The following is a 25,358-nucleotide window of genomic DNA, read 5'->3' as shown; positions in this document are numbered from 1 at the left end:
GCTTTAGATGAAATTATATTACGAATAATGAGGGGTTTTTGATAACTTAAAACAAAAAGTATTACAGCTTAGTTGGTCATGATATTCGCCACTATAAGGTAGTTCCAAACCAGACTTGCAGACAGGCTAAGTAAGAGTATTGTAAGATCATACATGCGCTATTAGAACTGATATGAAGTAACAGAAAATCAAAAGAGTTATGATTTTTGAGCTAAGCTAATAATCTATAGGTAGTGATATCTTTATATGCCTAACGTATTGCAAGAGCATTCGTACCAAGAAGCCAGATGATTAAGATGCTAACAATTGAATGATAGCGAAATTGGCTGTTGGTGATGATTAAGAATAAGAAACTACGCAGAAGGTTAGCTATGCATGGTGAAGGTAATACACATATTAACCATAGTCAGAATATGTTCATCGAACAGATTAACTTTGAATGAATGGTAGAATTACTGTATCTACAACACATAGGTAAAAGGTTTATGATTATAATTCCATGAATTTACTATCAGATACTGCTTATTTAACATAATATACATTATGCGAAAACAAACCAATGGCTTTAGAAGTTAGGCTCATAGTTTTATACAGTGCCATTTATAAGCTTTCATGATTGGCACTGTGATTTTTATTTAGGGTTTATAGCTTTTTATATTTATATTTAGATGTTAATAAAAATAATACTCAACATTTACTAGCGACAGGTTTCTAGTAGATGCTTGCGTAAAGACTTACCATCTTCATCTAAAATCACATCTGCTACTCGGCAATTAGCATCGTCATCGGTACCATTACATGACAACTCATAATAAACATTGCTGCCATGTGCCAAACTCACTTGCACCAATCCTTGGTCAGTCATCGAAAACTGTTTGTCTTGGGTATAATCAGGATCTTGCGAATCCCACAATACATCATAATCAACATGACAAGATATTTGCTCTCTATCAAAATAGTCTTGCTCAATCTGCATCGCGGCTTGTAGATCTGGGTCGGCATACTGTTGCAATACGACCGGATTATCCATGCCTTGATTGTTGACATCTTGCTGATACATGTTGCTAATGGTCGCTATTTTTATGGCTGCATAAGTCTGAGTTGACTCTGCTATATCAGCTATAGCAGAATTGGTTGCTATTAGTCCCATAGCTAGCAGCGTCAGTGAATAATGTGTTGGCATAGCGTTCTCTACGAGCTTCAATGATATAAGTGTTATAAACCATTACATCATAACCATATTATGACTCTGCTGTATTATCGTATCATTCCGGTTTATCTACTAAAAACGATCTATTACTTAATAACTTTTTGCTTAGTAATCTTGTGAAATTTGCCCAATTATATTCACAGTAACGTATATTTCGATAACCACTGCGATAAGGATGCTTTATGACCCTACTATCTACTTTCAAAGACCGTTCATCTAAATTAACCGTTGGCGGCGCATTGGCTTTGGCGCTAGCAGCAACTGGCTGTCAATCTTCTGCTGAATCCAATATAGCCACTCCAAATCAATCTAACGGCCATTCATCAACGCCTGTTGTCTCCGATATCAGTCAGCAAACCCTTAAGCAGCAAGCCTTACGTATTCAGCGCGCGCTTGCGAATAAAGACTTCGCTCGCATCACCAATGATATTCATCCAACCCGTGGCGTCCGTTTTTCGATGTATGCTTATGTGCGTCCTGAGACAGATAAAGTCTTTAACCGTGAACAATTCGCCCAATATTTGCAACAGTCCAAAATTCGTTTTACTTGGGGTGAAAAAGACGGTACGGGCGATCTACTCGTCACGCCACTACCTACATATTTAGACACGTGGATTGATGCTAGCAAATTTAACAATGCCAGTATCAGTATTAATGAGTTCCAACACAGTGGGAATATGATTAATAACCTAAAGAAAATTTATCCCAATTCAGAGGTTGTCGAGTTTTATCATAAAGGCTCGGAGGAATACGCTGGTATGGATTGGCGCATCATGCGTTTAGTGTTTGAAGAGTATGAAGGTAAACGCTATTTGGTCGCTATTGTGAATGAGTAATGGACAACTTAAATAGTTTTTATCTAAAAAAAACATAGACTTAAAGGAAAAATAAGCCAAAAAAAAGGCGGTGTCATAAAACCTATGCACTGCCCTTTTTTATTGCTTTTTCATGCCTATATATTCATTATCGAACATTAATAGTGACTATTAATGATTTTGATTAAAGTGGTGTTTGGCGAAAAAACTTCATCATTATGTCGTAAATATCAGGGTAAGCATCGATCAGCTTTTGCGGCGTCTCAAAAAACACCTCACTGAGTACCGCAAAAAACTCCGCAGGATTAGTCGCGCCATAACGATCAAGACCTGATTTATGATGGCTTTGAAAATCCTCAAAATCTCGTGTCATAATTTCAGTCCAGCGCGCAGGATTCATATCCACTTGTAGCGGTGGAAAGCCGTTGGCACGACCATTTAACATATCAAGTTTATGCACAAACTCATGAATGACGACATTATGACCGTCGCGCTCCCCTGAGTGTTTGGCATCCTTCCACGACAGAATAACGGGGCCGCGCAGCCATGCTTCGCCGCTACGGTGCTGACTGCCCTCATGGACAATGCCCAGCTCATCGACAGTGGTGGTTTCGCTCTTGTAGGAACTAGGATAAATAATAATGGCTGACCAGCCAGCATACCACTCAAGGCTAAGGTTTAAGATAGGCAAGCAAGCTTGCAAGGCGATGGATTGCCGCACCGCATTGGTAATCTCGAAACCCTGCGCCCCAGTAATCGACTTATCCGCCAAAAACAACGTCGCCAGCTCAAACAAGCGTGTTAGCTCATCTTCGTTCAACCTATCAAGTATGACAATACGCTGAGCAGCTTGCATCCAGTCAGCATGAGTAAACTCGCTATTGTCCAAGATACGCTGCTCGCGCCAGACTTTTATCATGCTAAACATATTGAATTTCCTTTAATTTTATCGTTGGACTGTGCTTTTTATTATTAGCGTTATGCGTTTTATGATGTTAAATAATGCTGACAATAAGCCTGTTTATCAACCCTCTAATGCCAGCATATTCATAATCAACTTAATCAAGGTTTCTTTTTGGTTGGGGTCAGATTCAGCGACCAACAAGGTTAATGCGGCAAGCCCGGTATTGTTGATGACCATCTCACCTTTATCATTGAGCAGTCGATTATTACGATGCAAAAAATCTACAAACAAAAAAGCGCCGCTGCGTTTATTACCATCGGTAAAAGGATGATTTTTGACCATAAAGTACAGCAGATGCGCCGCTTTACTCTCGATGGTCGGGTATGCAGGCTCACCAAAGACGGTTTGCTGTAAATTACCCAATACGCTGTCCAAACCATCACCGCGAGGCTTAGCAAATAGCTCGGTCGCTTCACCTCTATTTATAAGCTGCGCTTTTAAATCCGTCAGCGCTGCCATCGCCTCAGTCGGACTGGGTAAGATACCGCCATCCTCCCCTGAAGGATTATCAAGCAAGCCTTCATCATAACGCTGTAACCATAAGAATGTCTGTGTATAACGGCTGATAATTTCAACCAAGCCGCGACCTTCATCGGTATTCAGCTCAGGGCTTTGCGCGGTTTTTCGAATTAAATTTAATGCTTGTTGTAGTTCGCTCGAGTTTTTATCAAAGCGCTCTTGATTGAGCGTATAGCCTTGAACCAAGTATTCACGTAAGCGCTGCGTTGCCCAGCGTCTAAACTGCACACCTTGGGGAGATTTGATGCGATAACCTACTGAGATAACCACATCTAAGTCATAAAAAGTCACAGGGCGGTCAGAATTTGCAATATGCATTTTTTGCATATTGCTTTTCTCAGCGATCTCTTCATCGTTTATGGCATTGGCAATATGACGCGAAATCACTGATTGGTCACGACCAAACAACTCAGTCATTTGTGATTGTGACAGCCAGACCGTATCCTGTACAAAACGTACGTCTACCTGCGCTTTTCCATCAGCGCTTTCATATATCTCTACTTTTGCTGTTTTATGATTTGTAGTATCAGTCATCTTGGTTTTTCCTTAACTTAATATACGCACTTATGCTCAATTCATAAATTATACGGCGACTGCATGACAGAGTACATAACAATGACTATACTGTGCCTGGTGTATCTCGCGGCGAATAACCAAAATGCTGCTTATAAATGCGTGAAAAATAACCTTGATCGGCATAGCCTACCCTATGAGCGACCTCATCTATAGTCACGTAGCTTTTGCTCTTCAAAATATGATTGGCTTTCTTTAAACGCAATTCCTTGACCCATTCTGAAAAAGTATAAGGTAGCTCAGAAAATAACTTATGTAGGTATCTAGCAGAGATATGACAAGCAGCAGCGACCATCGCTGGAGTTAAACCGGAGTTTTCTAGATGCAAATAAACGTAATTCTCGATGCGCTTTAGGTGCACCGACTGTATGGACGAGCTGCAACTCATCATCACCTCTTTCGGGGCACTCAATGTCAATACAATAAGATTCAGCAGCTGCTGCTCTAATATTTTTATCTCTAAATCACCCAGCTGATTGTTATGAATAAGCGCCAGTATTTGACCAATTTGAAATACCAGTAACCTGCCTGCCCCTTCATCAATAGACAGACTGCGGGCAAACTGCCGCTCTATAGTACCCATTTGCGGGGTTAGTAGCGCTAAAGGCACTTTAATCACATACAGTGATGCTTCGTGCAAATGATAAAACTCATAAGGTAAGCTGGACAGTTCAATAAAGAATTGACCGGGTTTAGAGGTCAGCTGCCGTCCTTTTTGGGTAAAACGGACGTCGCCTGTCATAGGAAAAGTAATTAAAATACTGTCATCAATATAGCCAGAGCTCTGTCTGCCGCGATTATAGTGCACAGTATTAGCATGATAGTGCGAAACACCTATCTCTAGAAGCTTAGCATGTTGCAAAAAACCAGAAAACTTATTCGGTTGCCGAAAACTAACATCAAGATCAAAATAAGTCTCATTGATGGTATGTTTCCAATCGAAGGCACCTAAGGTTTGCATGCGATCCGTTGCTGGCATCTCTAACCCTGAGAGGCTTAGAAAATTTTTATTCATTGATAAATCATGTGCAGTGACGTCTTTTGTCTTATCTGCTAGCAAGGTTTGATGAGAGGTATTTTGATAACGGTTTGGCTTTTGATTTGCATTCATCCTTGAACACTCAATATATGGTATACAACTGTACTGATATCCTATCAGTTATTGATCAATAATCCTCTTTTATATCATAAAATAAAAAAGGCTTCAGGCATTAAAAAGTATTTAATGCCTGAAGCCTTTAGTTGGTGAAACCTCTAGTAGGTTTTGCTTAACAACTTATCTCTATGCTGCTCGAGTCAGCTTATAAGTGCCAGTCTCATGCAGCTCTGCTTGCCAGCCATTTTTAATGACCACGGTAGTGGTTGGCTCTTGAATGAGCGCAGGACCTGTGACCAAAGCACCAGCACCGAACTTCTCACCGTCATAGATAGGCGTATCAATCCAGTCATAGGATTGATCGAACAGCATCTCGCGACTACCCGTTTTAGCATTACTAATATCCCCTTGCTGCGGCACAAGGCTCGGTAGTTTTGGCTTACTGATTTTACCAATTACCGATACCTCAATGTTGACCAGCTCGACATGACTATCACGCTCATCATAGGTATAAAGCTCACGATGGCGATGATGGAACAACTCTAAGATGGTGTTGACACTATCAGCATCGAGCTTACCATTCGGTATCAGCACGTTACATTCATGCACCTGACCAACATAGCGCATCTCCATGGTACGTTCGATGGTGATATCTTCATCTGTAAAGCCATCTTCTAGCAGTTTTTGTACACCCTGTTCTTCAAGCTCTTGTAGCTTAGCATTGAGTGATTGCAGTTCTACCTCTGGCGCAAGGATCATCATTTGTGTCGCTAAGTAGTTATACTTGATATCAGAGATAATCTGACCAAAGGCACAGAGACAGGATGCGATTTTTGGTATTAAAATAGTTCCAATGCCCATCTCCTCGGCCAGAGCAATAATATGCATGCCAGCTGCTCCGCCTGCGCAGACTAGCGCAAAGTCTCTAGGGTCATAGCCTTTTTCGATAGTAATACGGCGAATGGCATTAGACATGTTTTGGTTAACGATAGCACTGATACCAAATGCGGCATGATCTAACTCGATGTTTAGCGGATCAGCGATGTGTGTTTGCACCGCTTGTACCGCTTTGTCTTTGTCTTTGTCTAAAGTCACACTACCACCTAACACCGCATTCGGCTGTAGATAGCCCAATACTAAGTTTGCATCTGTGACGGTTGGCAAGTCACCACCTTTACCATAACATGCCGGTCCAGGAGTCGCGCCAGCACTCTGAGGGCCAACCTCTAGCATACCAAAGGTATTAACATGCCCAATAGAGCCACCGCCCGCCCCTAATGTCTCTACATGAATCATAGGCACGCCAATACGATTACGTAAGAAATCAATATCGCGGTTGAGGCTGGTTCTGCCTGCCTTCGCCATGGTGATGTCAAAAGAAGTACCGCCCATGTCTACCGTAATAATATCATCAATCCCAAAAGGGCTAGCAATATACAGACCCGCTTGTGGTGCAGATGCTGGCCCCGAGTTAATGGCATTTACCGCACGCTCTCGCATGATACTACCGACAGCAAGCCCACCATTAGACTGGAAATAACGTACAGGCTGTTCAGCGCCTAGCGCCTTAAAGTAGTCGTCAATCTTATGGACATAAGATGCCATAACTGGGCTTAAATAAGCATTTACTAGGGTCGTTGAGGTACGGGTGTATTCCTTAATCTGTGGATAGACATCACTACCGCAGCAGACGAATACCCCTGGCATATGCTGCTCAACAAGCTCTTTAGCACGCTGCTCATGCTGAGTATTACGAATAGACCAGACGAAAGAGATAGCAACAGCCTGAACGTCTTGCTGCTTTAACACTTTAATCGCATCGAGGATATCTTGCTCATTTAGCGGCTCGTGTTCAGTGCCATCAGCTAAGATACGACCACGGATAGGAAAGCGACGATCACGGGTGGCGATTTGCGGTGCTGGCGGATAGCTAGCATCATAGCGATGCCCTTCTTCTTTATGACCTAAACGTATCTCGATACTGTCCTCATGGCCTGCCGTGCATAACAGACCAACCTTTACCCCTTTCATCTGAATCAAGGCGTTTAGCGCGACGGTCGTACCGTTGATGCATAGGTCGCAGGCTTGGATAATATCTTCAATAGGACGGTCAAACTGGGTAGCGATTTGCTGTAACCCGTTGGCAATGGCCAAGGTACCATCCTCAGGGGTAGAAGGTGCTTTGAACAGATGTACATGGCCACTTCTTTCAGCCAAAACAAAGTCAGTAAATGTCCCACCAGCATCGACGCCAATACGGAAATCATTTTTCATAAGTCATCCTTAACTCAAATTATTTAATATCATCAGTTAGTTTTGGGTTCTATGCCGTCAGCTTACGACGTAAAGCATTCGTCTCTGCTTCATTGACCGCCAGCGTTTGTGGGTCAATAACCACACCGTACTCAGTCTTAGCCGCTGCTACTGATATGATTCTTTCTTCTACATCTTTTAATACTGCGGGTACCGACCGTGCAAACGAGCTGCCATAGCCGCCACCGCCAGGATTGGTATTACGCGCACGGTCACCCGGTTGTATTTCAGTCATTATATTTTGCTTATATAGGTCAGTTACACCGTCTTTATGGACAATCTCTAAGCGACCTAACTTTAGCTCAGGTGATATTTGCTCTGCTCCTGCAGCCCCCATTGTTGGATGCTCACGTCCTTCACCAAATGCTACGACAGTCATCTCATGACCTAATGGCTCAACTTCCCATACGGTGCCGCAACCACCACGATACTCACCAGCACCGCCACTGTCTTCTGCCAAGCCATACTTATGAATCAAAATAGGATACTGATACTCTAACAATTCAATATCACCGGAGCTTAGCGCGCCGAAGCAGCATAATGGGCCACAAGCATGCCAGCCGTCCATCTGCTGAGTTGCGCCAGCACCAGAGATAATAGAAGCCAAAATCATAGTGACGTATTGTTCCCCTGTTTTTGGGTCAATACCTGAGATGTTGATACCAGACGCATGACCCCAAGAAGCAATCACACGATCTGGCGCGGCATCTTCAAATGCCATACGCACGGCATCGGTCAAGGTTTCCATCGGCGTGGTGGTACAGTTGACATGAGGGGCAGGCTCTTTGGCATTACATAGCGTGCCATGTTCGCCCAAGTCTACGCTGACACAGCGGTATAGCCCTTCGTTGTACGGTGGGTCTACTTGCGCAAACATCATCAAGCCAAGCAGGACGCCAGACATCGAGTTACCCGCATAGGAGTTAATAAAGTAAGGCACTTGCGGCGGACTGGTAATCTTAATATGCACGTCGCTGTCTTTAATCTTAATATCAGCGCTGATGGTCAAATCACCTAAACCGTGACCCGAGTCTTCTAATACTGCTTCGCCATGATACTGACCCTCTGGGATAGATGAGATCAATGAGCGCATATGGGTATCAGCCATATTCTTTAGCTCTTCGATCGCCGCACGGACGGTCTCTACCCCATACTTATCTAGCAGCGCAATCATATTACGCTCACCAACCGCACAAGCCCCATATTGAGCGTTAAGATCGCCTTCTTGGTTACGACGAGAGCGCATATTACTATGAATTAAATTAATGACATCACGACGTCTAACGCCTTTTTCCCATATTTTGATAGGCGGAATGCGCAACCCTTCGGCGTATATCTCTTTAGCGTCTGGATTATATCCTGCCGGCACGGGACCACCGATATCAGTGACGTGACCTTTGCATACTGTCCAAAACACCAACTCACCTTTATAAAACACTGGCTTATACATACAGCAATCTAGGATATGACTACCCATCATCACAGGATCGTTATGATAAATAACGTCGCCCTCATGAATATCATCACCATAATATTCGGCAACGGCTTTCATGGCTGGCATGAGCGAGCCTAGATGAATAGGAATATCCTGCCCCTGTAAAATCATCTCAGGCAAATGATCAAACAAAGCATTGCTATAATCGTGAGCTAAGTTGAAGACGCTAGAGCGTGCGGTTTTTTCTAAGGTTGTCGTCATCTCGCGCTGCGCCGTTTCTAAGGCACCACGTACGACGGACAAAGTAATAGGATCAATTGAAGTGTGAGCTTTGCTCATGTGAGACTCCCTGTCTATAAATTTATATCAGAAGATATGAGTGGCTCTGTAAAGTATAGCGCCCAATGTGGCCGTCAATACTTAACAATTACACTCATTCTTTGTCTGGTCGTCATCTATCCTAATGACGAAGCTTTTTTACTATAGCGAGGTTGTTAGCAAATAGATTGACTGACAGTGCAGAGTTTTTGACTGTGAGTGCACACCTGTATGAATAAGTCTTGTGATTTCAGCTTTTGGAGAGAATGTTAACAATACAGAGCGTTTGCAATAAAAAAGACAATGCATCGGTTATGATGCACTGCCCTATGAATTTACGTCTTTGACTATGTATTAGTTTAGTTTTGAGTTTACAGCCACACTTAAGCGTATTAAATGTCTGACATCAAGAAAAATGCCGTCGTCAATAATACAGTCTTAAGCATAATCGTGTGTACCACGAATAGGATAGTTGTTTTCTGGATTTCTGATAAAGGCCAGACCATTTGCTAAAGCTTCCAGCTCAGGTCTAGTAAAAGGAGCATTGGAGATATCTACAATCTGAATATCCCCTTCTGTATTGATAACAAACAAGCCGGGCTCTGCAAATGGATGATCGGTTTCTTTCTCTGAACGTGGGTTGGAGATATAAAGACCCAGCATTTTCATTTGTTCAACGGTCAGATCATAGGCAATAGGAAAACTTACATTTATTTTTTCCAAATGGCTTTTTACCTGCTCTTTGCTGTCACCTGAAACAGCGATGACGTCGACACCCGTTTCATTAAATGCCGATTTTAATGTTTCTAACTGATTGAGGTATTTGGTACAAATTGGACAATGTTGACCTCGGTAAACAACCACCATTTTCCAGTCGTGACCATTTTCTGGCTTGCCCAATAGCGCCACGCCACCATTATAAGTGGGTACTTCGATATTGGGGAATGTTGCACCAGCAATTATTTTTGGGTTGTAGTTTGCTTGCATTGTTTTATCCTTATAGTTTTGGGTTAAAAATATTTCATATCAAATTTGAGTGTTCGCTCAATTTCGTATGTATTGATACTACAAGTAAAAAGCCGACAGTGAAGTCGACTTTTTGTTATTAACTTGGTATAAATTGAAAATTTTTTCTCTCTGTAGAGATATGATGGGTCAACATAGTTGTTTATCAACCAATACTAACCAGTCCGACTCATATGAATATGATAGCGATTAACAGCGCAGACTAGTTAGCGTTACTACAGAAGCGTCTAGCGTTACCAATGCTGAGCATTATATTAGCGCTCACCCTACTACCAAGCGCATCAATTGGGTACTAATATAGCCACCGAAAGTACCTACCGCATAACCGAGAATACCCAAAAACACCCCAACTGGCGCGAGTGATGGGTGAAATGCCGTTGCGACAATGGGTGCTGATGAGGCACCGCCAGTATTGGCATTGGAGCCGACTGCCAAAAAGAAAAACGGCGCACGAATTATCCTAGCCACAGCAAAGATAATGACAACGTGAATGCTCATCCATAATAAACCAATAAGTAACAATCGCCATTGCGAAACGATACCCGCAAGATTGATTTGCATACCAATAGCAGCAATCAAGATAAAGATAAATACCGTACCAATTTTGGAAGCGCCCACATGGTCGAGCCTACGAATCTTGGTAAAGGAAAAAATTACCCCTATCAAGGTTATAATCACAACCATCCAAAAGAATGAGCTGGCAAAGCTATATTGTACAGCCCAGCTATAGGGCGCAAAAAACCCTGCAATCTGACCACCAATAAAGTGTGCGACACCCACCATAGCAAAGCATAAGCCAAACATCACCATCAAGTCATTTAAAGTGGCTGGACGAGCATTATCACGCTCATAATTCTCAACCGCCTTAATCACTTTATCAATACTACTGGTGTCTGCCCTCAATAGCCGATCTATCTTATCGCTATGCTTCGCCAATACCAAGATAGCCAATAACCATAATGAAGCATTGGTGGTATCGACCAAAATCATCATCCCAAATAAATCATCACTGACGCCAAACAACTCTTTCATCGCTGCTTGATTTGCCGCGCCGCCTATCCAACTACCCGCCACCGCCGAAAACCCACGCCATAGCGTGTCATCGGTAAACATCTCAGGCGATATCCATTTAGCGACACCCAAGCTTATTGGACCACTAATAATAATCGCGATACTGGCGGCGAAAAACATGGCGATGACTTTCCAGCCTAGCCCCAATATCTTTGGTACATCCATCGACAAGGTCATTAACAGCAAACTTGCTGGCAACAGATACGTGGCGGTAAAGCCATAAATCTGTGAGCCGATACCGTCAGCGAAGACGCCTAAACTGTTTAGCGTTGCAGGTATAAAGCAGCACAGCACAATACCCGGCAATATCGCATAAAAGCGCTGCCAGAATTTACCGGGTAATCCTTGGGTATAAAAAACCAAACCGATAATAGCCATAATAATACCAAAGGCTAATGGCAGACTATCAATGGTTAAATGAGAAGTATCGGGCATCAAATAGCTCCGCAGCACACGATGAATAAAAGCTTGTTAGTATAGACAAGGCGAAAAAAACGCGCAAGCAGCGATCGAATAAACACAAAAAAGCCAGATAACAAGTATCTGGCTTTTTTAGTGCTATCTTTAAGCGATCAAGTAATTAATAACTTTAATCACCAAATATAACAGTATTACGAGTTGTTACCACGGTTGCTGCCGTTTGGACGACCTTGACCACGGCTGTCAGAACGACCTGCTGGGCGACCTTGGCTGCCACTTGGACGACCACGACCTGTTGCAGCACGCTCACCACGTGGAACGCCAGTGCTATCGCCGCGGCTAGGAGCACCAGTGCGCTTGCCTTGATACGGCTTGCCACCTGAACGCTCATTTGGCTTGCCTGACGTGTCACGTGGCTTACCTTGATAACCGCTGTCATTGCTAGCGCGTTGACCAGTTGATGAGCTGTCGCTTGAGCGACCACGAGCATTAGCAGGATTACCTTGATAACCACCACCCGCGCGACCACGACCTTGACCATTACCACCGCCGCCGTTTGAACGACCACGACCGCGACCACGACCATTACCTTTATTTTCGCTAGGTACATAAGTCTTCTTAGGCTCCATGCCTTCGATGATACATACTTCCATTTTGCGATCTAAGTAACGATTGATAGCGTTTAGCTGTGGACGATCATCCATGCTACATAAGCTGATAGCGATACCAGTACGACCAGCACGCCCACAACGACCGATACGATGGACGTAATCTTCAGTCTGACGTGGAAGATCATAGTTAATAACGTGCGAGATAGCTGGGATATCTAGACCACGAGCAGCAACGTCAGTCGCTACTAGGATTTTGACTTTACCATTACGCAAGTCTTGAACGATACGGTTACGCTTGCTTTGTGGCAAATCACCATGTAGGAAGCTGGCTTTATGACCCGCTTCTTGTAGCTGTTTGGCCAGTTTTTCAGTGCTACGTTTGGTAGCAGCAAAGATAATGATCTGTTCCATATCTTGCTGGCAAACGATTTTGTCAAGTAAACGGTTTTTATGATCAAAATCATCACAGTAGTACACTTTTTCTTCGATGTGTGCAGATTCTACTTTGATTGATACACGCTCAGGGTTCTTAGTGAAGCTGGCAGCGATTTTACCTACTGGGCCATCCCAAGTTGCAGAACACATGATCGTTTGACGATCAATTGGTGCGGCACGAAGGATATCACTGATGTCATCAGCAAAGCCCATGTCTAGCATACGGTCAGCTTCATCAAGTACCAAAATTTCTAGGCTTGATAAGTCAACACGACCAGCATTGATATGGTCAAGTAGACGACCTGGGGTCGCAACGATAACTTGAACGCCTTTTTTCAACGCAGTGATCTGACCATTGTATGGTGCGCCGCCAACTAAAGGTACGCAGAATAGACCACGCATATCTTTAGAATAAGTACGTACGCTATCATGTACTTGCTGAGCAAGTTCACGCGTTGGCGTTAAGATAAGGGCTTTAGTTAGTTTATCAAAGCTAGTGGCACGGCTTAAACGGTCAAGTACAGGGATAACGAATGCCGCTGTTTTACCACTACCAGTTTGCGCAGACAATAGTAAGTCGCGACCTGCTAGAGCAAAAGGAATCGCTTGTGCTTGAATAGGTGTTGGATTGGTATAACCACTGCGATCAAGCGCGGTCAAAATCGGCTTGGCAATGTCTAGTTCAGCAAAGGTAATTTGATCTTCATCAGTCGCGTCAGTAGTAGCCGCTTGATTATTAGTATCAGTATTTGGAGTGTCAGTGTTTTCGATGATGCCGTTTTCAGCGGCGATTGCAGATAAAATATCAGTCATGAGAATCCTTGGTAAGTATAAGTTGCTGTAAATTCAGCAAGCTTGATGCATACCACTGATAACCGTTCACCACGCTGCCTTTATTAAAGAATTACCGGACCACATGTAAGTGTCGATAATCAGAAGCCAAGCCAATAAAGCTTAGAGCCTCTACAATAAATGCGTTCGTGCTGTCTGACGTATTTTGGTGGTAGTGCCGAGTGTCTCATCCTTGTTTGATATAAGCGTATTATTAATGCTTTGTCCAAAGCAAATAATCGCGAATAACAACCAATTTAAACCATATTTATGGTTCGGTAGATAAGATATGAGTCAAAAATAACTGCTATTTTCATGACAGGTTATTCAAGTACACAAAATCATCGGCAACAATTACTTATGGTCATCCTAGACCCAAAATCGCAGGCGATGTTATCAATCTCATAATTCACGAAAGCCTAAGCTAACGTGGCGACGCAGTATAGCACAATAAAATATTATATGTAGCTATTTATTAAATTTCTCGGTAAATAAAGCAAATTTGCTTATAGATGTACGCGTTCAATATGCTGAGTAATAAGACAATCAGCAGTATTATTGGCGGCTATCGCACCATTTTAACTTCGGTGACATACGTCGGCAGCTGCCACGCACCGCCCGCTTCAATCATACGGCAAAGCCCTGTGGTACTTTCATGACTTTTTTCAAATGCCTTACCTGTCCATACCCAATCAGTCTTCGTTAAACAATCACCGATGCCGCGACCTTTTTGTACGGAAGTGATTTTACCCTTATCATAGCCAGTGGCGTTGGTAGTTACCAATGTCGGTTTATAAGGTTTACTGTCATTGATGACCCAGATGCCTGCACCAGTATTATAAGCGCCCGTCCAGCAATCGTGTTGTGCCAACAGCTGTGAGCCATTCAGTCGGCTCACACGCCATGGTGATTTATCTGATAGATTGGGACAGTCACTATCTGCATCTTTCATTGTACTTTTCATCAGCGCCGCTAGCTGCGACGATTTCATCACAAACTTTTTATTGTCACTAGCGACGGCTTTCGGATTGGGCGCCACAAAGCGCAGTTTTGGTGCAGGTTTAGCTGGCAATACAGTGCTATTTGATTTGGCGGCACCATCAGTATTGATAAAGGCAGATGATGTCCCTACTCGACCTTGGGCTTCATCTGCTTTGAGCATGACGGCGCTAGCCCCTTTATCAGACAGTTGCCAGCGTGAGTTACGTAGCACTAGCTCAATTTTGCTTGACTTAGTCAGTGCCTCTAGTAGCGCTGTGACTTGTGTTGGGGTCAGATCAGCATTACCTGCTGCAGTTGAAAACGGCTTGGTTTCGCCATAGTCTCTACCATTGATGAACAATGATATACGATGACGATTGCCAAGTTGCATCAAGGCTTTAGCTGAGCTTTCTTTAGCACCGCCCAGCTTTACTTTGCCATCCACACCAGCATTTGCGCCAGCACGGCGTATGAGCAATACCGATATAGGAAATTCGCTATTGTTTTCTGCTTGATAGCCTGCCAGCCGGCATGTACGAGTATTGTCGCAGACTACCTGCCAGTCTTGATTGGTAAATTCAACGCCATTGCTGGCCATCGTTGCTGTACTAAATGTTGCTGTACTAAATAAAGCTGCGCTGATAGCAGCAAACATAGGTAATCGTATTTTATTTTTTATCATCAATAAGAGTATCTTTTTTATTTTTTTAGGATGGGTGGTTAAGTTGGCTTTGTATTGCAATATTGAGTATCGATTAGCATCTATCTGTTGATCGTTATGAATGGCGCTGAGTTTAGTATTAATAACTTTTAATTCGCTAGCCATCGCCTGTCGTGAGAAGTTGATCCGTTTACGGTTATCATCCTTCATAATCATTATCCATCAATATAGTCAATCTTATTTCAATCAAATATTCTGTGTGACTTACTCAGTCTATTATAAGTCGCTCTATTCGCCTTACTGGTATCCCAATGGTATTGAGCCAATTAAATGAGCAGTACAAATACCCGCTTATTAAGGTGCTATCTGCTTGAGGCACTCAAGCTATCTTAACGTACTAAGGTTTCTATCTGTTGTACTAATGTATCATTGTGTAAACAGGTAAGTATATCTCTATTTTAATATAACCATATATGAATATAGAATAGCAAGATGTCGGATAAAATCAAGGCTGATAGGCTATTTGCTTATCAGCCTTGATTTTATTAATGCGTATGTTATCGATAGGTTTAGTCAATAGGCTTTAATGACAAGTCTACGGCACGCTTAACGGCTGGACGTTCAGCAATTGCCTGTGCCCAGCGCTTCACATGCTTGTAGTCATTAACTTGCAGGAACTCGGCGGCATCATAGAGCTTTCCAAGCACCAATTGTCCATACCATGCCCAAATAATCATATCCGCAATATTATAATCGGCTTCATTGTTACCACACATATATGTGCTGTCTTTTAGATGGGTATCTAGCACATCGAGCTGGCGTTTGGTTTCCATGGTATAGCGGTTGATCGGGTACTCTAGCGGTTCAGGCGCATAAGCATAAAAATGTCCGAAGCCGCCACCTAAGAACGGCGCACTGCCCATCTGCCACATGACCCAAGACAAACACTCTGCCCGTGCTTTGCCAAGTGATAAAGGCATAAATTGGTCAAATTTTTCTGCCAGATACATCAAGATAGCACCAGACTCGAAGAGCGCTATCGGCTCGCCAGCTATATCGGAAGAATGATCAACCAAGGCTGGAATTTTTGAGTTAGGGTTTATGGCTACAAAGCCAGAACCAAACTGCTCTCCTTGAGAGATATCAATTTTATAGGCATCATATTCAGCACCTTTAACACCAATCTCAGCAAGCTCTTCTAACAGGATGTTAACCTTGACGCCGTTTGGCGTATTCAACGAGTACAGCTGTAATGGAGCATCGCCTACTGGCAGCGCTTTCTCATAGCGCGCACCCGCTGTTGGGCGATTGATACTGGCAAACTTACCACCGTTTTCTTTGTCTTGCGTCCAAACCTTTGGCGGTACATATTTATCGTTTTGCCCATTGGTATGATTGCAAGCTTTGTTATTTTCCTGACTCATAATATATCCTCAGTTTATCTTTATCGTATTGTTGATGCTTCTACTTATTATATCGTCGGTAGTCAATCCAATCTCATATGATTGAGATGAGATTGGCTGTATTGCTTATCTATTGGCTTAAGTCGTTAGCGAGGGTTTACTATAACGATAACCAACCCTGATATTAAAGTCCTCTCTTGTAAGCAGTGTTAATATTATTATCTCTAAACACAGAATTCTATAACCTCAACCGCCAGCCGTTACTTTGATTCCCTTTTATTATGATTGAGTCTTTCTTATACTACTCGGTTGGTATAGCGAATTAGTCATCAATAGACTATTTTGTTCATTTTATGATGGGATATCTAATGAGATTTACATGGTAACGCTAACCCCGACACAAGATAAATACTTGCCCTATGTGCTAGCGGTGGCGCTATTCATGCAAATTTTGGATGCCACTATTTTGAACACCTCATTGCCACAAATGGCGCAAGCACTGGGTGAGTCTCCATTAAAAATGCAGTGGGCGGTGATCAGTTATGCGCTAACTTTGGCCATATTTATTCCCATCAGTGGTTTTTTGGCGGATAAATACGGCACGCGCCGAGTATTTTTGGCAGCGATTATTATCTTTTGTATTGGCTCACTGCTATGTGCTGCGTCACCAACGTTGGATTTTTTGATTGGTTCACGGGTTATACAAGGTATTGGCGGGGCGATGATGACGCCTGTGGCTCGCTTAATATTGGTCAAATCCTACCCACGCAATAAGCTGCTGACTGTCATGAACTTTGCGGTAATTCCTGCTTTGGTAGCACCGCTAGTAGGACCGGTCTTAGGTGGCTATATCGTACAATATACCAGTTGGCATTGGATATTTTTGATCAATATACCGATGGGTATTTTTGGCTTTATCATGGGCAAAAAACTGGTTCCGGCACTATTTGAGGATACCAAGCGGCTTGATTGGACAGGATTTTTATTGTTTGCTGCCGCTGCTTGTGGGTTTACGCTTGCTGTAGAGTTCGGCTCACAGACTGGTCGAGGGTTTTATGGGTTGTTGCTTAGTTTGGTGGCCAGTTTATTGATAGGCGCTTATATTTGGCACGCCAAGCGTTGTCAAGCACCGTTGTTCCCCTTGAGTTTGTTTGACATTCGAACCTTTCGTATTGGCATCACTGGTAACCTATTCACGCGCTTAGGTATTAGCGCCGTACCATTTTTGCTGCCGCTGTTGCTGCAAGTGGTGTTTGAATACTCACCGTCGCAGGCAGGTTGGCTACTCGCGCCCATCGCGGTCGGTGCTATCGGGATTAAACCCTGGGTCAGTAAAATTATTCAGCGTCATACTTATCGCAAAGTGCTGGTCTTCAACACGTTTTTGATGGGCACGCTCATCATTGTGTTGGCACAGTTTACCGATGCCTCACAGTGGCTGTGGTTTATCCCTATTTTGACCATAATGGGCGCTTGTAATTCTATGCAATTCAGCGCGATGAATACGATTACTATCGGTGATTTAGAAGGCGCTCAAACCAGTAGCGGCAATAGCTTGATGGCGGTCAATCAGCAGTTAGCGATTAGTTTCGGTATTGCTTTTGGGGCAGCGGTACTGACGCTGTTACGTGAACGCCTACAAATGGATACGCTGACAGCGTTTCAAACCACCTATTGGATACTTGGGGTCTTAACCATTCTCTCGGGGCTGTACTTCTTACGACTTAAGCCCGAAGATGGGCGCGGCTTATACTGAGCCGCTGATATTTGGATTTTGGATAAAGAGTTTGAAAAAATATTGATTAAGCGTTGGTTTTGTCAGCAGTGCAGATAGTACGTATTGTCAAATATGAGACACAAAAATGCCAGCATATGAGTGATTATAAACCACACGACACGCTGGCATTTTTAGAGCATAGTACGATTCATTGTATCAACAATGAACCATTAAGGCGCGTCATCATCCATTTGTGATTGGATATAGCGCTCAACCCCAATGCTTTCGATCAAGTCTTCTTGAGTCTCTAACCAGTCTTGATACTCTTCATTACCATCTTTTAGCGTCACCAATAGCTGGCGCGACACATAGTCAGACTTTGTTTCACATAGAGTAATAGCATCGGTAATGATATCGAATTTTTGTTTTTCTAGGCGCAAATTGCATTCGATAATCTCTGGCACATCTTCACCGATGAACATCTTGCCGTAATCTTGCAAGTTTGGTAAACCGCCTAGCAATAAAATCCGGGCAATCAGCTCATCAGACCATTTCATCTCAGCGATGGATTGTTTATAGAAACTTTCATTGAGGGCTTCTAATCCCCAATGGCGCGCAATGCGCGCATGTAAAAAATACTGGTTGATGGCAATCAATGACTGTCCGAGCACTTTATTTAAAGCGCGAATAACCTCTTTATCCCCTTTCATTATCTCTCTCCCTTTCATGTCGTTATTTATGCTAAATACTATGGTTATTGTTCATATCTTCGTGACATTAAACAAGATTGGGAGTGACTTCAGCCATTTGGCTTTGTAGATAATTGGGCAGACTGATCATCTCAATTAAGCGCAACTGTTGCTCAAGCCAATGCGCATGATCTTCTTCAGTGTCTTTTAGTTGTTCTACCAACATCTCACGCGTGACATAATCGCGCTCTGCTTCACAGAGAGCAATACCGTCTTTTAAGTGCTGCTGCACTTGATACTCTAGCTCAAGGTCAAGTTGAAGCATTTCAGGAACTGTTGCGCCGATATTGATGGCATTGACCGTCATTTTTGGCGTGCCGCTCAGCATTAGGATACGGCGAATAATAGATTGGGCATGTAGCGTCTCATCTGCCATCTCATGATGGATACGGTCGTACAATTTGCTATAATGCCACTCAGCATACATTTCTGAGTGAATAAAATACTGGTCACGGGCAGCAAGCTCACCGCCTAACAAAAAATTCAAATAATCAATGACTTTTGGGCTACCTATCATAACCTATACTCCCCTATTTATATTTTACAGATCACCGTACATTCATAATTACCCATATAAGGATAGTACTATTGGTAAACTGATCAGTAAAGATCAAAATCAACAAAACGTCTTACAACGTGAGACAGATATAGTAGCATATAGGCGCTATACAGCTTGTAATGTTATGAACTAAGAATAAGATGCTAATTGAGAATCATAATTAACTAGCTTTAGTAGTCACTGGTTTATCACAATAATGGCTGCTAATGATGCTCAATATCATTGTAGTAGGTGTATAGGTAAAGTTATATGGACGCTCGCAACTTACCCTTTATGTATAATGACCAAAGGATAAGTGCGGAATATTGAATGTATGTGATATCGAGGCGTACTAGTGATATTGGTGTAATGAGGTGATGAACAGCTGGGTAGTAAATCTCTGGTTTGATAACGCTTAAACAGCGTAAGCCAAGACATCGAGTCTTGCATGATACTCATCTAGGTAATCGTTAACCATCGGTTCGCAGCAGCCACAGCAAGTCGCAACATCGAGGGTATCTTTTAGACCGTCAAGGGTATCGATACCTGAAGCAATGGCTGCTTTGATTTGCTTTTCTTTTACGTCATTACAGATGCATACGTACATGGTCTGGCTCCTCTGAATACCGCTATTCGGTAACTGCTTTTATTGCTCATAAATTTAGTGCATTGATGATAAAAATGGTGAGTAGAGTGTTTGTCTTGATATTCACGGTCATTTTTATGGCTTGATGTATAATAACGATAACTATTATCATTTGCAATAGCATTTGATATATTATTGGTATAAAAGTACAGTCATCAAAGTAGAGTTATATTGCACACAGTTAATTGATGTAAGTGAATATAAGCGTGCGTGTAACCGAATATGATGAAAGGTAGTAAATTAACGACGAACTGTAATTTAGCCCATTTTTTAATCGATTTTGTAGATAACTGCTGTTATATTGAACCCCTATTAACAAAGCCCAATTGGAATTGTTCTATGTCTGATAATAATTTTACGATACGACCTATCGAGTTATTTAAAGTCTTATCTGACCCGACGCGCTTAAAAATATTTCAAATTCTATTTAACAAAGAATCGCGCTGTGTTGGTGAGTTGGTAGAAATACTAGATCAACCACAGCCAACGATATCGCGTCATTTGAACCATTTAAAGAAACTCGGTATTTTAAGCTGTGTTCGCGATGGCACGTGGATGTGGTATGAAGTCGCTGACGACTTGCCAGAATGGTGCCAAGAGATTTTGGATATTACTTATAAGCAAATATCTAGCAAAGACATCGACATGTCCAAGCCTGCTGAGATATGATGACTATCTAGCATTATTGCTATCAACATTTGATCTCAATAACGCTAGATACCAAATTAAATTGAGACCTGCTTTAACCCATAAAAAAAGACCTACAATAAATAGGTCTTTTTTTATGGGTGATAATAGAAGAACTGCACCAAATTTCACTATGCTAAGTCTAAAAAATCACTGATAAACGCATTGGCTGGCTGGTGTATCAGCTCCTCCGATGTGCCTACCTGCTCTACCCGCCCTTGATTCATGACCACGATCTCATCTGAGACGGCGCGGGCTTCTTCTTGATCGTGAGTGACCATGATACTGGTAATACCAAGCTCATGGTGGATGTTCTTTAACCACGTGCGCAGCTCTTTACGTACCTTAGCATCGAGGGCGCCAAAAGGCTCATCGAGCAACAATAATTTTGGCTTCACTGCTAAGGCGCGTGCCAGCGCAATCCGTTGACGCTGACCGCCTGATAATTGATGCGGATAAGCATTGGCCACTTGTGGCAGCTGCACCAAGTCTAATAGCTCCGCAACGCGTTTATTGATATCTGCCTTACTCGGTCGCTCATTCTTTGGTAACAAGGTCAGTCCAAAGGCGACATTATCGGCAATGTTTTTATGACGAAACAATGCGTAATGCTGAAACATAAAACCAATATGGCGCTTTTGTACTGGCGTATTGGTCACATCCATCTCATCAAACAATATTTGCCCTGAGTCAGCATATTCTAAGCCGGCGATAATGCGTAGCAACGTCGTTTTGCCACAGCCTGATGGTCCTAGCAAAGTGGTCAGCTTGCCAGTCGGCACCGTGATATTTATATTATCTAAGGCGGTAAACTGACCGAATTTTTTATTAACGTTGCGAATCTCGATGCTCATAATGGGTTCTCTTATTATATCTTTGGTATCGTGGCAGATTTTTTGGTTACCGCATTTACATTATTAAATTAAATCTAATGCCAGCCCTTTCAGACCAAGTGTAGATAATTTTGCTTATCATTTATCCGAACTTTCAGCGGTTGTTGCATCAGTAGTATTGGTAGCCTTAGTAGCGTTGGCATTTACCAGTAACTCGGGCACACTTGCCAGCCGTTCGGACTTGGCAAATTTTCGCTCTTGTAGCTTAGTCATGACTTGTTGAATAAGCAACGTCACGAGCGCCAGCGCGGCAAGTAGGCTTGATAAGGCAAAAGCGGCGGTAAAGTTATAATCATTGTAAGCAATCTCAACCAGTAGTGGCATGGTGTTGGTCTCGCCGCGAATATGACCAGATACCACACTCACCGCCCCAAACTCACCCATTGCCCGCGCATTGGTCAAAATCAAACCATAGAGTAGTGCCCATTTGATATTGGGTAGCGTCACATGCCAAAACGTCTGCCAGCCAGTCGCGCCTAAGGTCAATGCAGCTTGCTCTTCAGAGTCGCCTTGCGTCTGCATCAGCGGTATCAGCTCACGTGCTACAAAGGGAAAGGTGACAAATAAAGTAGCGAGCACGATCCCTGGAACCGCATAAATAACTTGAAACCCCATGCTCTCAAGCCAGCCGCCAATGGTGGAATTGAGTCCGAATAGTAAAACAAACATCAAACCTGCAACGACGGGTGATACTGAAAATGGCAGATCAAGCAAGGTAGTAACGAGCTGCTTACCTTTAAACTGATAGCGCGTGACTAGCCATGCGATTGCGATACCCATCACCATGTTGATGGGCAAGACGATAGCCGCGGTAATTAACGTCAGTTTAATGGCTTGCAGGGCTTCTGGATCAACCAGCGAGGCAATATACAACTGCCAGCCACCTTTAAAAGCTTCATAGAACACAGCCAGTAAAGGAATGACCAACATGATGACCATAAATAGCACTGCGATGACGATAAAGGTAAGGCGTATCCATGGCGTATCTTTAGTCGCTGCGTTGCTTTGGTAGTCGTAGCTATTAGATATTTGCATTAGCGAGCTCCTACACGGCGCGACAGTTTCCACTGCATGATGTTAATAGTTAATAAGATCACAAATGAGATCAGTAGCATAAATAATGCAACTGCAGAAGCCCCTTGAACATCAAACTGCTCTAGTTTACTAATGATAATGAGCGGTAAAATCTCTGATTGCATGGGAATATTGCCAGCGATAAAGATAACCGAACCGTACTCGCCAGTGGCACGAGCAAACATCATGCCTGCACCCATGAGTAAAGCGGGCAACAGCTCTGGCAAAATTACTTTGCGAAACGTCGTCAAGCGATTGGCACCCAATACCGCGGCTGCCTCTTCAAATTCAACCGATAGCTCAGCGAGTACAGGCTGTACCGCACGGACAATAAAGGGAAAACTGACCACAACCAAGGCGAGCCAAATACCTATAGGTGTAAAGGCGACCTGAATGCCAAATTTATCAAACCACTGACCAATCAAACCATTAGGCGCATAAAGGGTCGCAAGCGAAATGCCTGTGACCGCCGTTGGTAATGCAAATGGTAAATCAACTAGCGCATTAATCAACGACTTACCCCAAAACTCGTAGCGTACGAGTACCCAAGCGACCAATGTGCCAAACACCATATTGGTGAGCATCGCTAAAAACGACATCCATAAGCTTAGCTTGATAGCAGCAGTGACTTGCGGCTGACTAATCGTCTCCCAGAATCCAGTCCAACCCATCTGAGTCGTGGTGTAGGCCATCATGGCAAACGGTAATACCACCAGTAGCGACAAGCTAAAGACCGTGATACCCATGCTCAGGCCGAACCCTGGCAGCACATTGCGTTGGCGCAAACGTATTAACCACCCTTTTTTTGCAGGGGCTTTGCTGGCAGGAGATGTTTTTGCACTCATAATGATGTCCTATTGCCTAACCAATCGTACTTAGCGATGATTACTATTTATTGTTATTGCTTAACGTGGGTTTTCACTATTGATACTTAAAAAGAGCACTTAACAGAAAGCATTTCACGATGATGTCGTCCATAAAACCATGCTATCAGGTAGTTATTAGTGTGCTTACGGTATAAAGGACATAGCGTATATGACCATGTCCTTTATGAGGTTCTGCATGACTAACGGTGTGACTGACTGCATTTGCTAGCGCAGTAGCTTCTCTTATGCACTTAGCAAATGATTACTGCGGTGCGTTAATGGCTAGCTGGTCGAATACACCGCCATCGCTGAAGTAAGTACCCATAATCTCATCCCACGTACCAAAGGCATCATTTGGACGGAATGTTTCGATTGGTGGTAATTTATCACCATTTTTATCAAGGACGCTTTTGACGCTAGGACGCAAGTATAGATTCGCGGCTAATTGCTGAGCAGGCTCGCTCCATAAGTAGTCAAGATAAGCTTTTGCGGCATCCGTTGTGCCTTTTTTATCTGTCACTGACTTGACAATCGCAACAGGGCTTTCTGATTTAATAGAGTATTTAGGATAAACGATGTCAACTTTACCAGCACCAAAATCAGTCGCTGCCAAGTTGGCTTCATTTTCAAAAGTCACTAGGACATCACCGATACCACGCTGAACGAAAGTGGTGGTCGCAGCGCGCCCGCCATTCTCATAAACTTTGACGTTTTTGAGCATGTCTTTCACGTAGTTTTTGGCACTGGTCTCGTTTTTATCAAAAGCGTGCAAGCCATAACCATAAGCGCCCAAGAACGCATAACGACCATTACCTGTTACCTTTGGATTGGCCATGACGATCTCAACGCCTTCTTTGGTCAAATCTTCCCAGTCATTGATACCTTTTGGATTGTCTTTACGGACTAAGAATACGATGGTACTGGTGAAAGGCACGGCATTGTCTGGGAATTTACTTTCCCAATCTGACTCAACCAAACCCTTTTTCTCAAGTAGCTCAATATCAGAGCCTTGGTTCATGGTAGCGACATCTGCTTGCAGACCATTGGCAACCGACAGCGCTTGTTTGCTTGAGCCACCATGTGACTGCTTGATTAGAATATTGCTGTTTGGATTTTCAGCTTTATAATGCTCAACGAATAATGGGTTGTAGTCTTTATAAAAGTCACGTGCCACATCATAAGAGACGTTTAGCAGCTCAATATTTTGACCTTCTGTGGCAACTGTGCCATCTGCATTAGCAGTCGTCTCTTTCTCGCTATTGCTACAGCCAGCCAGCCCCAAGGTTAATGCAACGCCTGCAATGCTCAAGACGTGACGTTTTTTACTTTTTTGTTGATAGCGCAAAGCATATGTCATAAATCCCTCAAAGGTATCTGTTAAGTAATGCAAGTATGCTAACAGTGCCATCTTATTATGTTTAATGATGAATATGCGTATGTTATTGCCAAAATGGAATAACAAAAGGATAAATACAAGGTTATCAATCACTTAAATAATATCGTTAA

Annotated in this window: 20 protein-coding genes and 1 pseudogene; 3 read left to right on the top strand and 18 right to left on the bottom strand. The window is 43.0% G+C overall.

The window, feature by feature from the left end:
• Positions 1–697: 697 nt before the first annotated feature.
• On the bottom strand, positions 698–1,183 hold the full coding sequence (locus tag ACP69U_RS01170) for a hypothetical protein (protein WP_426137553.1): 486 nt from the start codon (positions 1,181–1,183) through the stop codon (positions 698–700).
• 209 nt (positions 1,184–1,392) lie between these two features.
• On the opposite strand from ACP69U_RS01170, the gene ACP69U_RS01165 reads away from it, so the two are divergent.
• Positions 1,393–2,046, top strand: a complete 654-nt coding sequence (locus ACP69U_RS01165; protein ID WP_426137552.1) for a hypothetical protein — start codon at positions 1,393–1,395, stop codon at positions 2,044–2,046.
• A gap of 163 nt (positions 2,047–2,209) precedes the next feature.
• On the opposite strand, the gene ACP69U_RS01160 is transcribed toward ACP69U_RS01165, so the two are convergent.
• The 10 genes from ACP69U_RS01160 to yghU form a co-directional block, all read right to left on the bottom strand.
• A complete protein-coding gene (locus tag ACP69U_RS01160) occupies positions 2,210–2,953 on the bottom strand; it encodes a zinc-dependent peptidase (protein WP_426137551.1) in 744 nt (247 codons plus the stop codon).
• Positions 2,954–3,049: 96 nt separating this feature from the next.
• Positions 3,050–4,042 (bottom strand): RhuM family protein, encoded by a 993-nt coding sequence (gene rhuM, locus ACP69U_RS01155; RefSeq protein ID WP_404642628.1) that lies wholly within the window; start codon positions 4,040–4,042, stop codon positions 3,050–3,052.
• An 85-nt stretch (positions 4,043–4,127) separates the two neighbouring features.
• Positions 4,128–5,192, bottom strand: a complete 1,065-nt coding sequence (locus ACP69U_RS01150; RefSeq protein WP_426137550.1) for an AraC family transcriptional regulator — start codon at positions 5,190–5,192, stop codon at positions 4,128–4,130.
• A 171-nt stretch (positions 5,193–5,363) separates the two neighbouring features.
• A complete protein-coding gene (locus tag ACP69U_RS01145; RefSeq protein ID WP_426137549.1) occupies positions 5,364–7,451 on the bottom strand; it encodes a hydantoinase/oxoprolinase family protein in 2,088 nt (695 codons plus the stop codon).
• Between the two features lie 49 nt (positions 7,452–7,500).
• Positions 7,501–9,264 carry a hydantoinase B/oxoprolinase family protein gene (locus tag ACP69U_RS01140; protein ID WP_426137548.1) on the bottom strand — a complete coding sequence of 588 codons (1,764 nt, stop codon included), beginning with the start codon at positions 9,262–9,264 and terminating at the stop codon, positions 7,501–7,503.
• Between the two features lie 417 nt (positions 9,265–9,681).
• Positions 9,682–10,230 carry a peroxiredoxin-like family protein gene (locus tag ACP69U_RS01135; RefSeq protein WP_426137547.1) on the bottom strand — a complete coding sequence of 183 codons (549 nt, stop codon included), beginning with the start codon at positions 10,228–10,230 and terminating at the stop codon, positions 9,682–9,684.
• Between the two features lie 300 nt (positions 10,231–10,530).
• Positions 10,531–11,775, bottom strand: coding sequence for a DUF819 domain-containing protein (locus ACP69U_RS01130; RefSeq protein WP_426137546.1), 1,245 nt, complete (start codon positions 11,773–11,775; stop codon positions 10,531–10,533).
• A 176-nt stretch (positions 11,776–11,951) separates the two neighbouring features.
• Positions 11,952–13,619: a DEAD/DEAH box helicase gene (locus ACP69U_RS01125; RefSeq protein ID WP_426137545.1), complete on the bottom strand. Its 1,668-nt coding sequence runs from the start codon at positions 13,617–13,619 to the stop codon at positions 11,952–11,954.
• A 583-nt stretch (positions 13,620–14,202) separates the two neighbouring features.
• Positions 14,203–15,489, bottom strand: coding sequence for a DUF1176 domain-containing protein (locus ACP69U_RS01120; RefSeq protein WP_426137544.1), 1,287 nt, complete (start codon positions 15,487–15,489; stop codon positions 14,203–14,205).
• A 359-nt stretch (positions 15,490–15,848) separates the two neighbouring features.
• Positions 15,849–16,703, bottom strand: coding sequence for a glutathione-dependent disulfide-bond oxidoreductase (gene yghU / locus ACP69U_RS01115; RefSeq protein WP_426137543.1), 855 nt, complete (start codon positions 16,701–16,703; stop codon positions 15,849–15,851).
• A gap of 358 nt (positions 16,704–17,061) precedes the next feature.
• Here yghU and ACP69U_RS01110 point away from each other — a divergent pair, with 358 nt between their 5' ends.
• Positions 17,062–18,438, top strand: coding sequence for a DHA2 family efflux MFS transporter permease subunit (locus ACP69U_RS01110; RefSeq protein ID WP_426137542.1), 1,377 nt, complete (start codon positions 17,062–17,064; stop codon positions 18,436–18,438).
• A gap of 191 nt (positions 18,439–18,629) precedes the next feature.
• Here ACP69U_RS01110 and bfr (ACP69U_RS01105) read toward each other — a convergent pair whose 3' ends face one another.
• From bfr (ACP69U_RS01105) to ACP69U_RS01095, 3 genes are all read right to left on the bottom strand, one after another.
• Positions 18,630–19,109, bottom strand: a complete 480-nt coding sequence (bfr, locus tag ACP69U_RS01105) for a bacterioferritin (RefSeq protein ID WP_296239912.1) — start codon at positions 19,107–19,109, stop codon at positions 18,630–18,632.
• A 67-nt stretch (positions 19,110–19,176) separates the two neighbouring features.
• Positions 19,177–19,665, bottom strand: a complete 489-nt coding sequence (bfr, locus tag ACP69U_RS01100; RefSeq protein ID WP_426137541.1) for a bacterioferritin — start codon at positions 19,663–19,665, stop codon at positions 19,177–19,179.
• Positions 19,666–20,101: 436 nt separating this feature from the next.
• Positions 20,102–20,293, bottom strand: coding sequence for a (2Fe-2S)-binding protein (locus ACP69U_RS01095; RefSeq protein ID WP_198329921.1), 192 nt, complete (start codon positions 20,291–20,293; stop codon positions 20,102–20,104).
• 378 nt (positions 20,294–20,671) lie between these two features.
• On the opposite strand from ACP69U_RS01095, the gene ACP69U_RS01090 reads away from it, so the two are divergent.
• Positions 20,672–21,001 carry an ArsR/SmtB family transcription factor gene (locus tag ACP69U_RS01090; RefSeq protein ID WP_045456178.1) on the top strand — a complete coding sequence of 110 codons (330 nt, stop codon included), beginning with the start codon at positions 20,672–20,674 and terminating at the stop codon, positions 20,999–21,001.
• Positions 21,002–21,153: 152 nt separating this feature from the next.
• On the opposite strand, the pseudogene ACP69U_RS01085 reads toward ACP69U_RS01090, so the two are convergent.
• From ACP69U_RS01085 to ACP69U_RS01070, 4 genes and pseudogenes are all read right to left on the bottom strand, one after another.
• Positions 21,154–21,873, bottom strand: a pseudogene (locus ACP69U_RS01085) (sulfate/molybdate ABC transporter ATP-binding protein); the annotation flags it as partial.
• Positions 21,874–21,990: 117 nt separating this feature from the next.
• Positions 21,991–22,947: a sulfate ABC transporter permease subunit CysW gene (cysW, locus tag ACP69U_RS01080; protein ID WP_314885462.1), complete on the bottom strand. Its 957-nt coding sequence runs from the start codon at positions 22,945–22,947 to the stop codon at positions 21,991–21,993.
• On the bottom strand, positions 22,947–23,831 hold the full coding sequence (gene cysT, locus ACP69U_RS01075) for a sulfate ABC transporter permease subunit CysT (RefSeq protein ID WP_426137540.1): 885 nt from the start codon (positions 23,829–23,831) through the stop codon (positions 22,947–22,949). Before cysT ends, cysW begins: the two co-directional genes overlap by 1 nt.
• Before the next feature lie 283 nt (positions 23,832–24,114).
• Positions 24,115–25,209, bottom strand: coding sequence for a sulfate ABC transporter substrate-binding protein (locus tag ACP69U_RS01070; RefSeq protein ID WP_426137539.1), 1,095 nt, complete (start codon positions 25,207–25,209; stop codon positions 24,115–24,117).
• Between the last annotated feature and the right edge of the window lie 149 nt (positions 25,210–25,358).

Origin of the sequence: Psychrobacter sp. TWR1-1-1 (genome assembly GCF_049895865.1) — a bacterium.
Taxonomy (GTDB): domain Bacteria; phylum Pseudomonadota; class Gammaproteobacteria; order Pseudomonadales; family Moraxellaceae; genus Psychrobacter; species Psychrobacter immobilis_A.
Note: the sequence above shows the minus strand (reverse complement) of the source record. Positions and strands in the feature narration are given on the sequence as shown.

Coding starts and splice junctions, on each gene's coding strand:
- ACP69U_RS01170 (WP_426137553.1), bottom strand. CDS start 1,183: ATGCCAACACATTATTCACTGACGCTGCTAGCTATGGGACTAATAGCA.
- ACP69U_RS01165 (WP_426137552.1), top strand. CDS start 1,393: ATGACCCTACTATCTACTTTCAAAGACCGTTCATCTAAATTAACCGTT.
- ACP69U_RS01160 (WP_426137551.1), bottom strand. CDS start 2,953: ATGTTTAGCATGATAAAAGTCTGGCGCGAGCAGCGTATCTTGGACAAT.
- rhuM (WP_404642628.1), bottom strand. CDS start 4,042: ATGACTGATACTACAAATCATAAAACAGCAAAAGTAGAGATATATGAA.
- ACP69U_RS01150 (WP_426137550.1), bottom strand. CDS start 5,192: ATGAATGCAAATCAAAAGCCAAACCGTTATCAAAATACCTCTCATCAA.
- ACP69U_RS01145 (WP_426137549.1), bottom strand. CDS start 7,451: ATGAAAAATGATTTCCGTATTGGCGTCGATGCTGGTGGGACATTTACT.
- ACP69U_RS01140 (WP_426137548.1), bottom strand. CDS start 9,264: ATGAGCAAAGCTCACACTTCAATTGATCCTATTACTTTGTCCGTCGTA.
- ACP69U_RS01135 (WP_426137547.1), bottom strand. CDS start 10,230: ATGCAAGCAAACTACAACCCAAAAATAATTGCTGGTGCAACATTCCCC.
- ACP69U_RS01130 (WP_426137546.1), bottom strand. CDS start 11,775: ATGCCCGATACTTCTCATTTAACCATTGATAGTCTGCCATTAGCCTTT.
- ACP69U_RS01125 (WP_426137545.1), bottom strand. CDS start 13,619: ATGACTGATATTTTATCTGCAATCGCCGCTGAAAACGGCATCATCGAA.
- ACP69U_RS01120 (WP_426137544.1), bottom strand. CDS start 15,489: ATGAAGGATGATAACCGTAAACGGATCAACTTCTCACGACAGGCGATG.
- yghU (WP_426137543.1), bottom strand. CDS start 16,703: ATGAGTCAGGAAAATAACAAAGCTTGCAATCATACCAATGGGCAAAAC.
- ACP69U_RS01110 (WP_426137542.1), top strand. CDS start 17,062: ATGGTAACGCTAACCCCGACACAAGATAAATACTTGCCCTATGTGCTA.
- bfr (WP_296239912.1), bottom strand. CDS start 19,109: ATGAAAGGGGATAAAGAGGTTATTCGCGCTTTAAATAAAGTGCTCGGA.
- bfr (WP_426137541.1), bottom strand. CDS start 19,665: ATGATAGGTAGCCCAAAAGTCATTGATTATTTGAATTTTTTGTTAGGC.
- ACP69U_RS01095 (WP_198329921.1), bottom strand. CDS start 20,293: ATGTACGTATGCATCTGTAATGACGTAAAAGAAAAGCAAATCAAAGCA.
- ACP69U_RS01090 (WP_045456178.1), top strand. CDS start 20,672: ATGTCTGATAATAATTTTACGATACGACCTATCGAGTTATTTAAAGTC.
- cysW (WP_314885462.1), bottom strand. CDS start 22,947: ATGCAAATATCTAATAGCTACGACTACCAAAGCAACGCAGCGACTAAA.
- cysT (WP_426137540.1), bottom strand. CDS start 23,831: ATGAGTGCAAAAACATCTCCTGCCAGCAAAGCCCCTGCAAAAAAAGGG.
- ACP69U_RS01070 (WP_426137539.1), bottom strand. CDS start 25,209: ATGACATATGCTTTGCGCTATCAACAAAAAAGTAAAAAACGTCACGTC.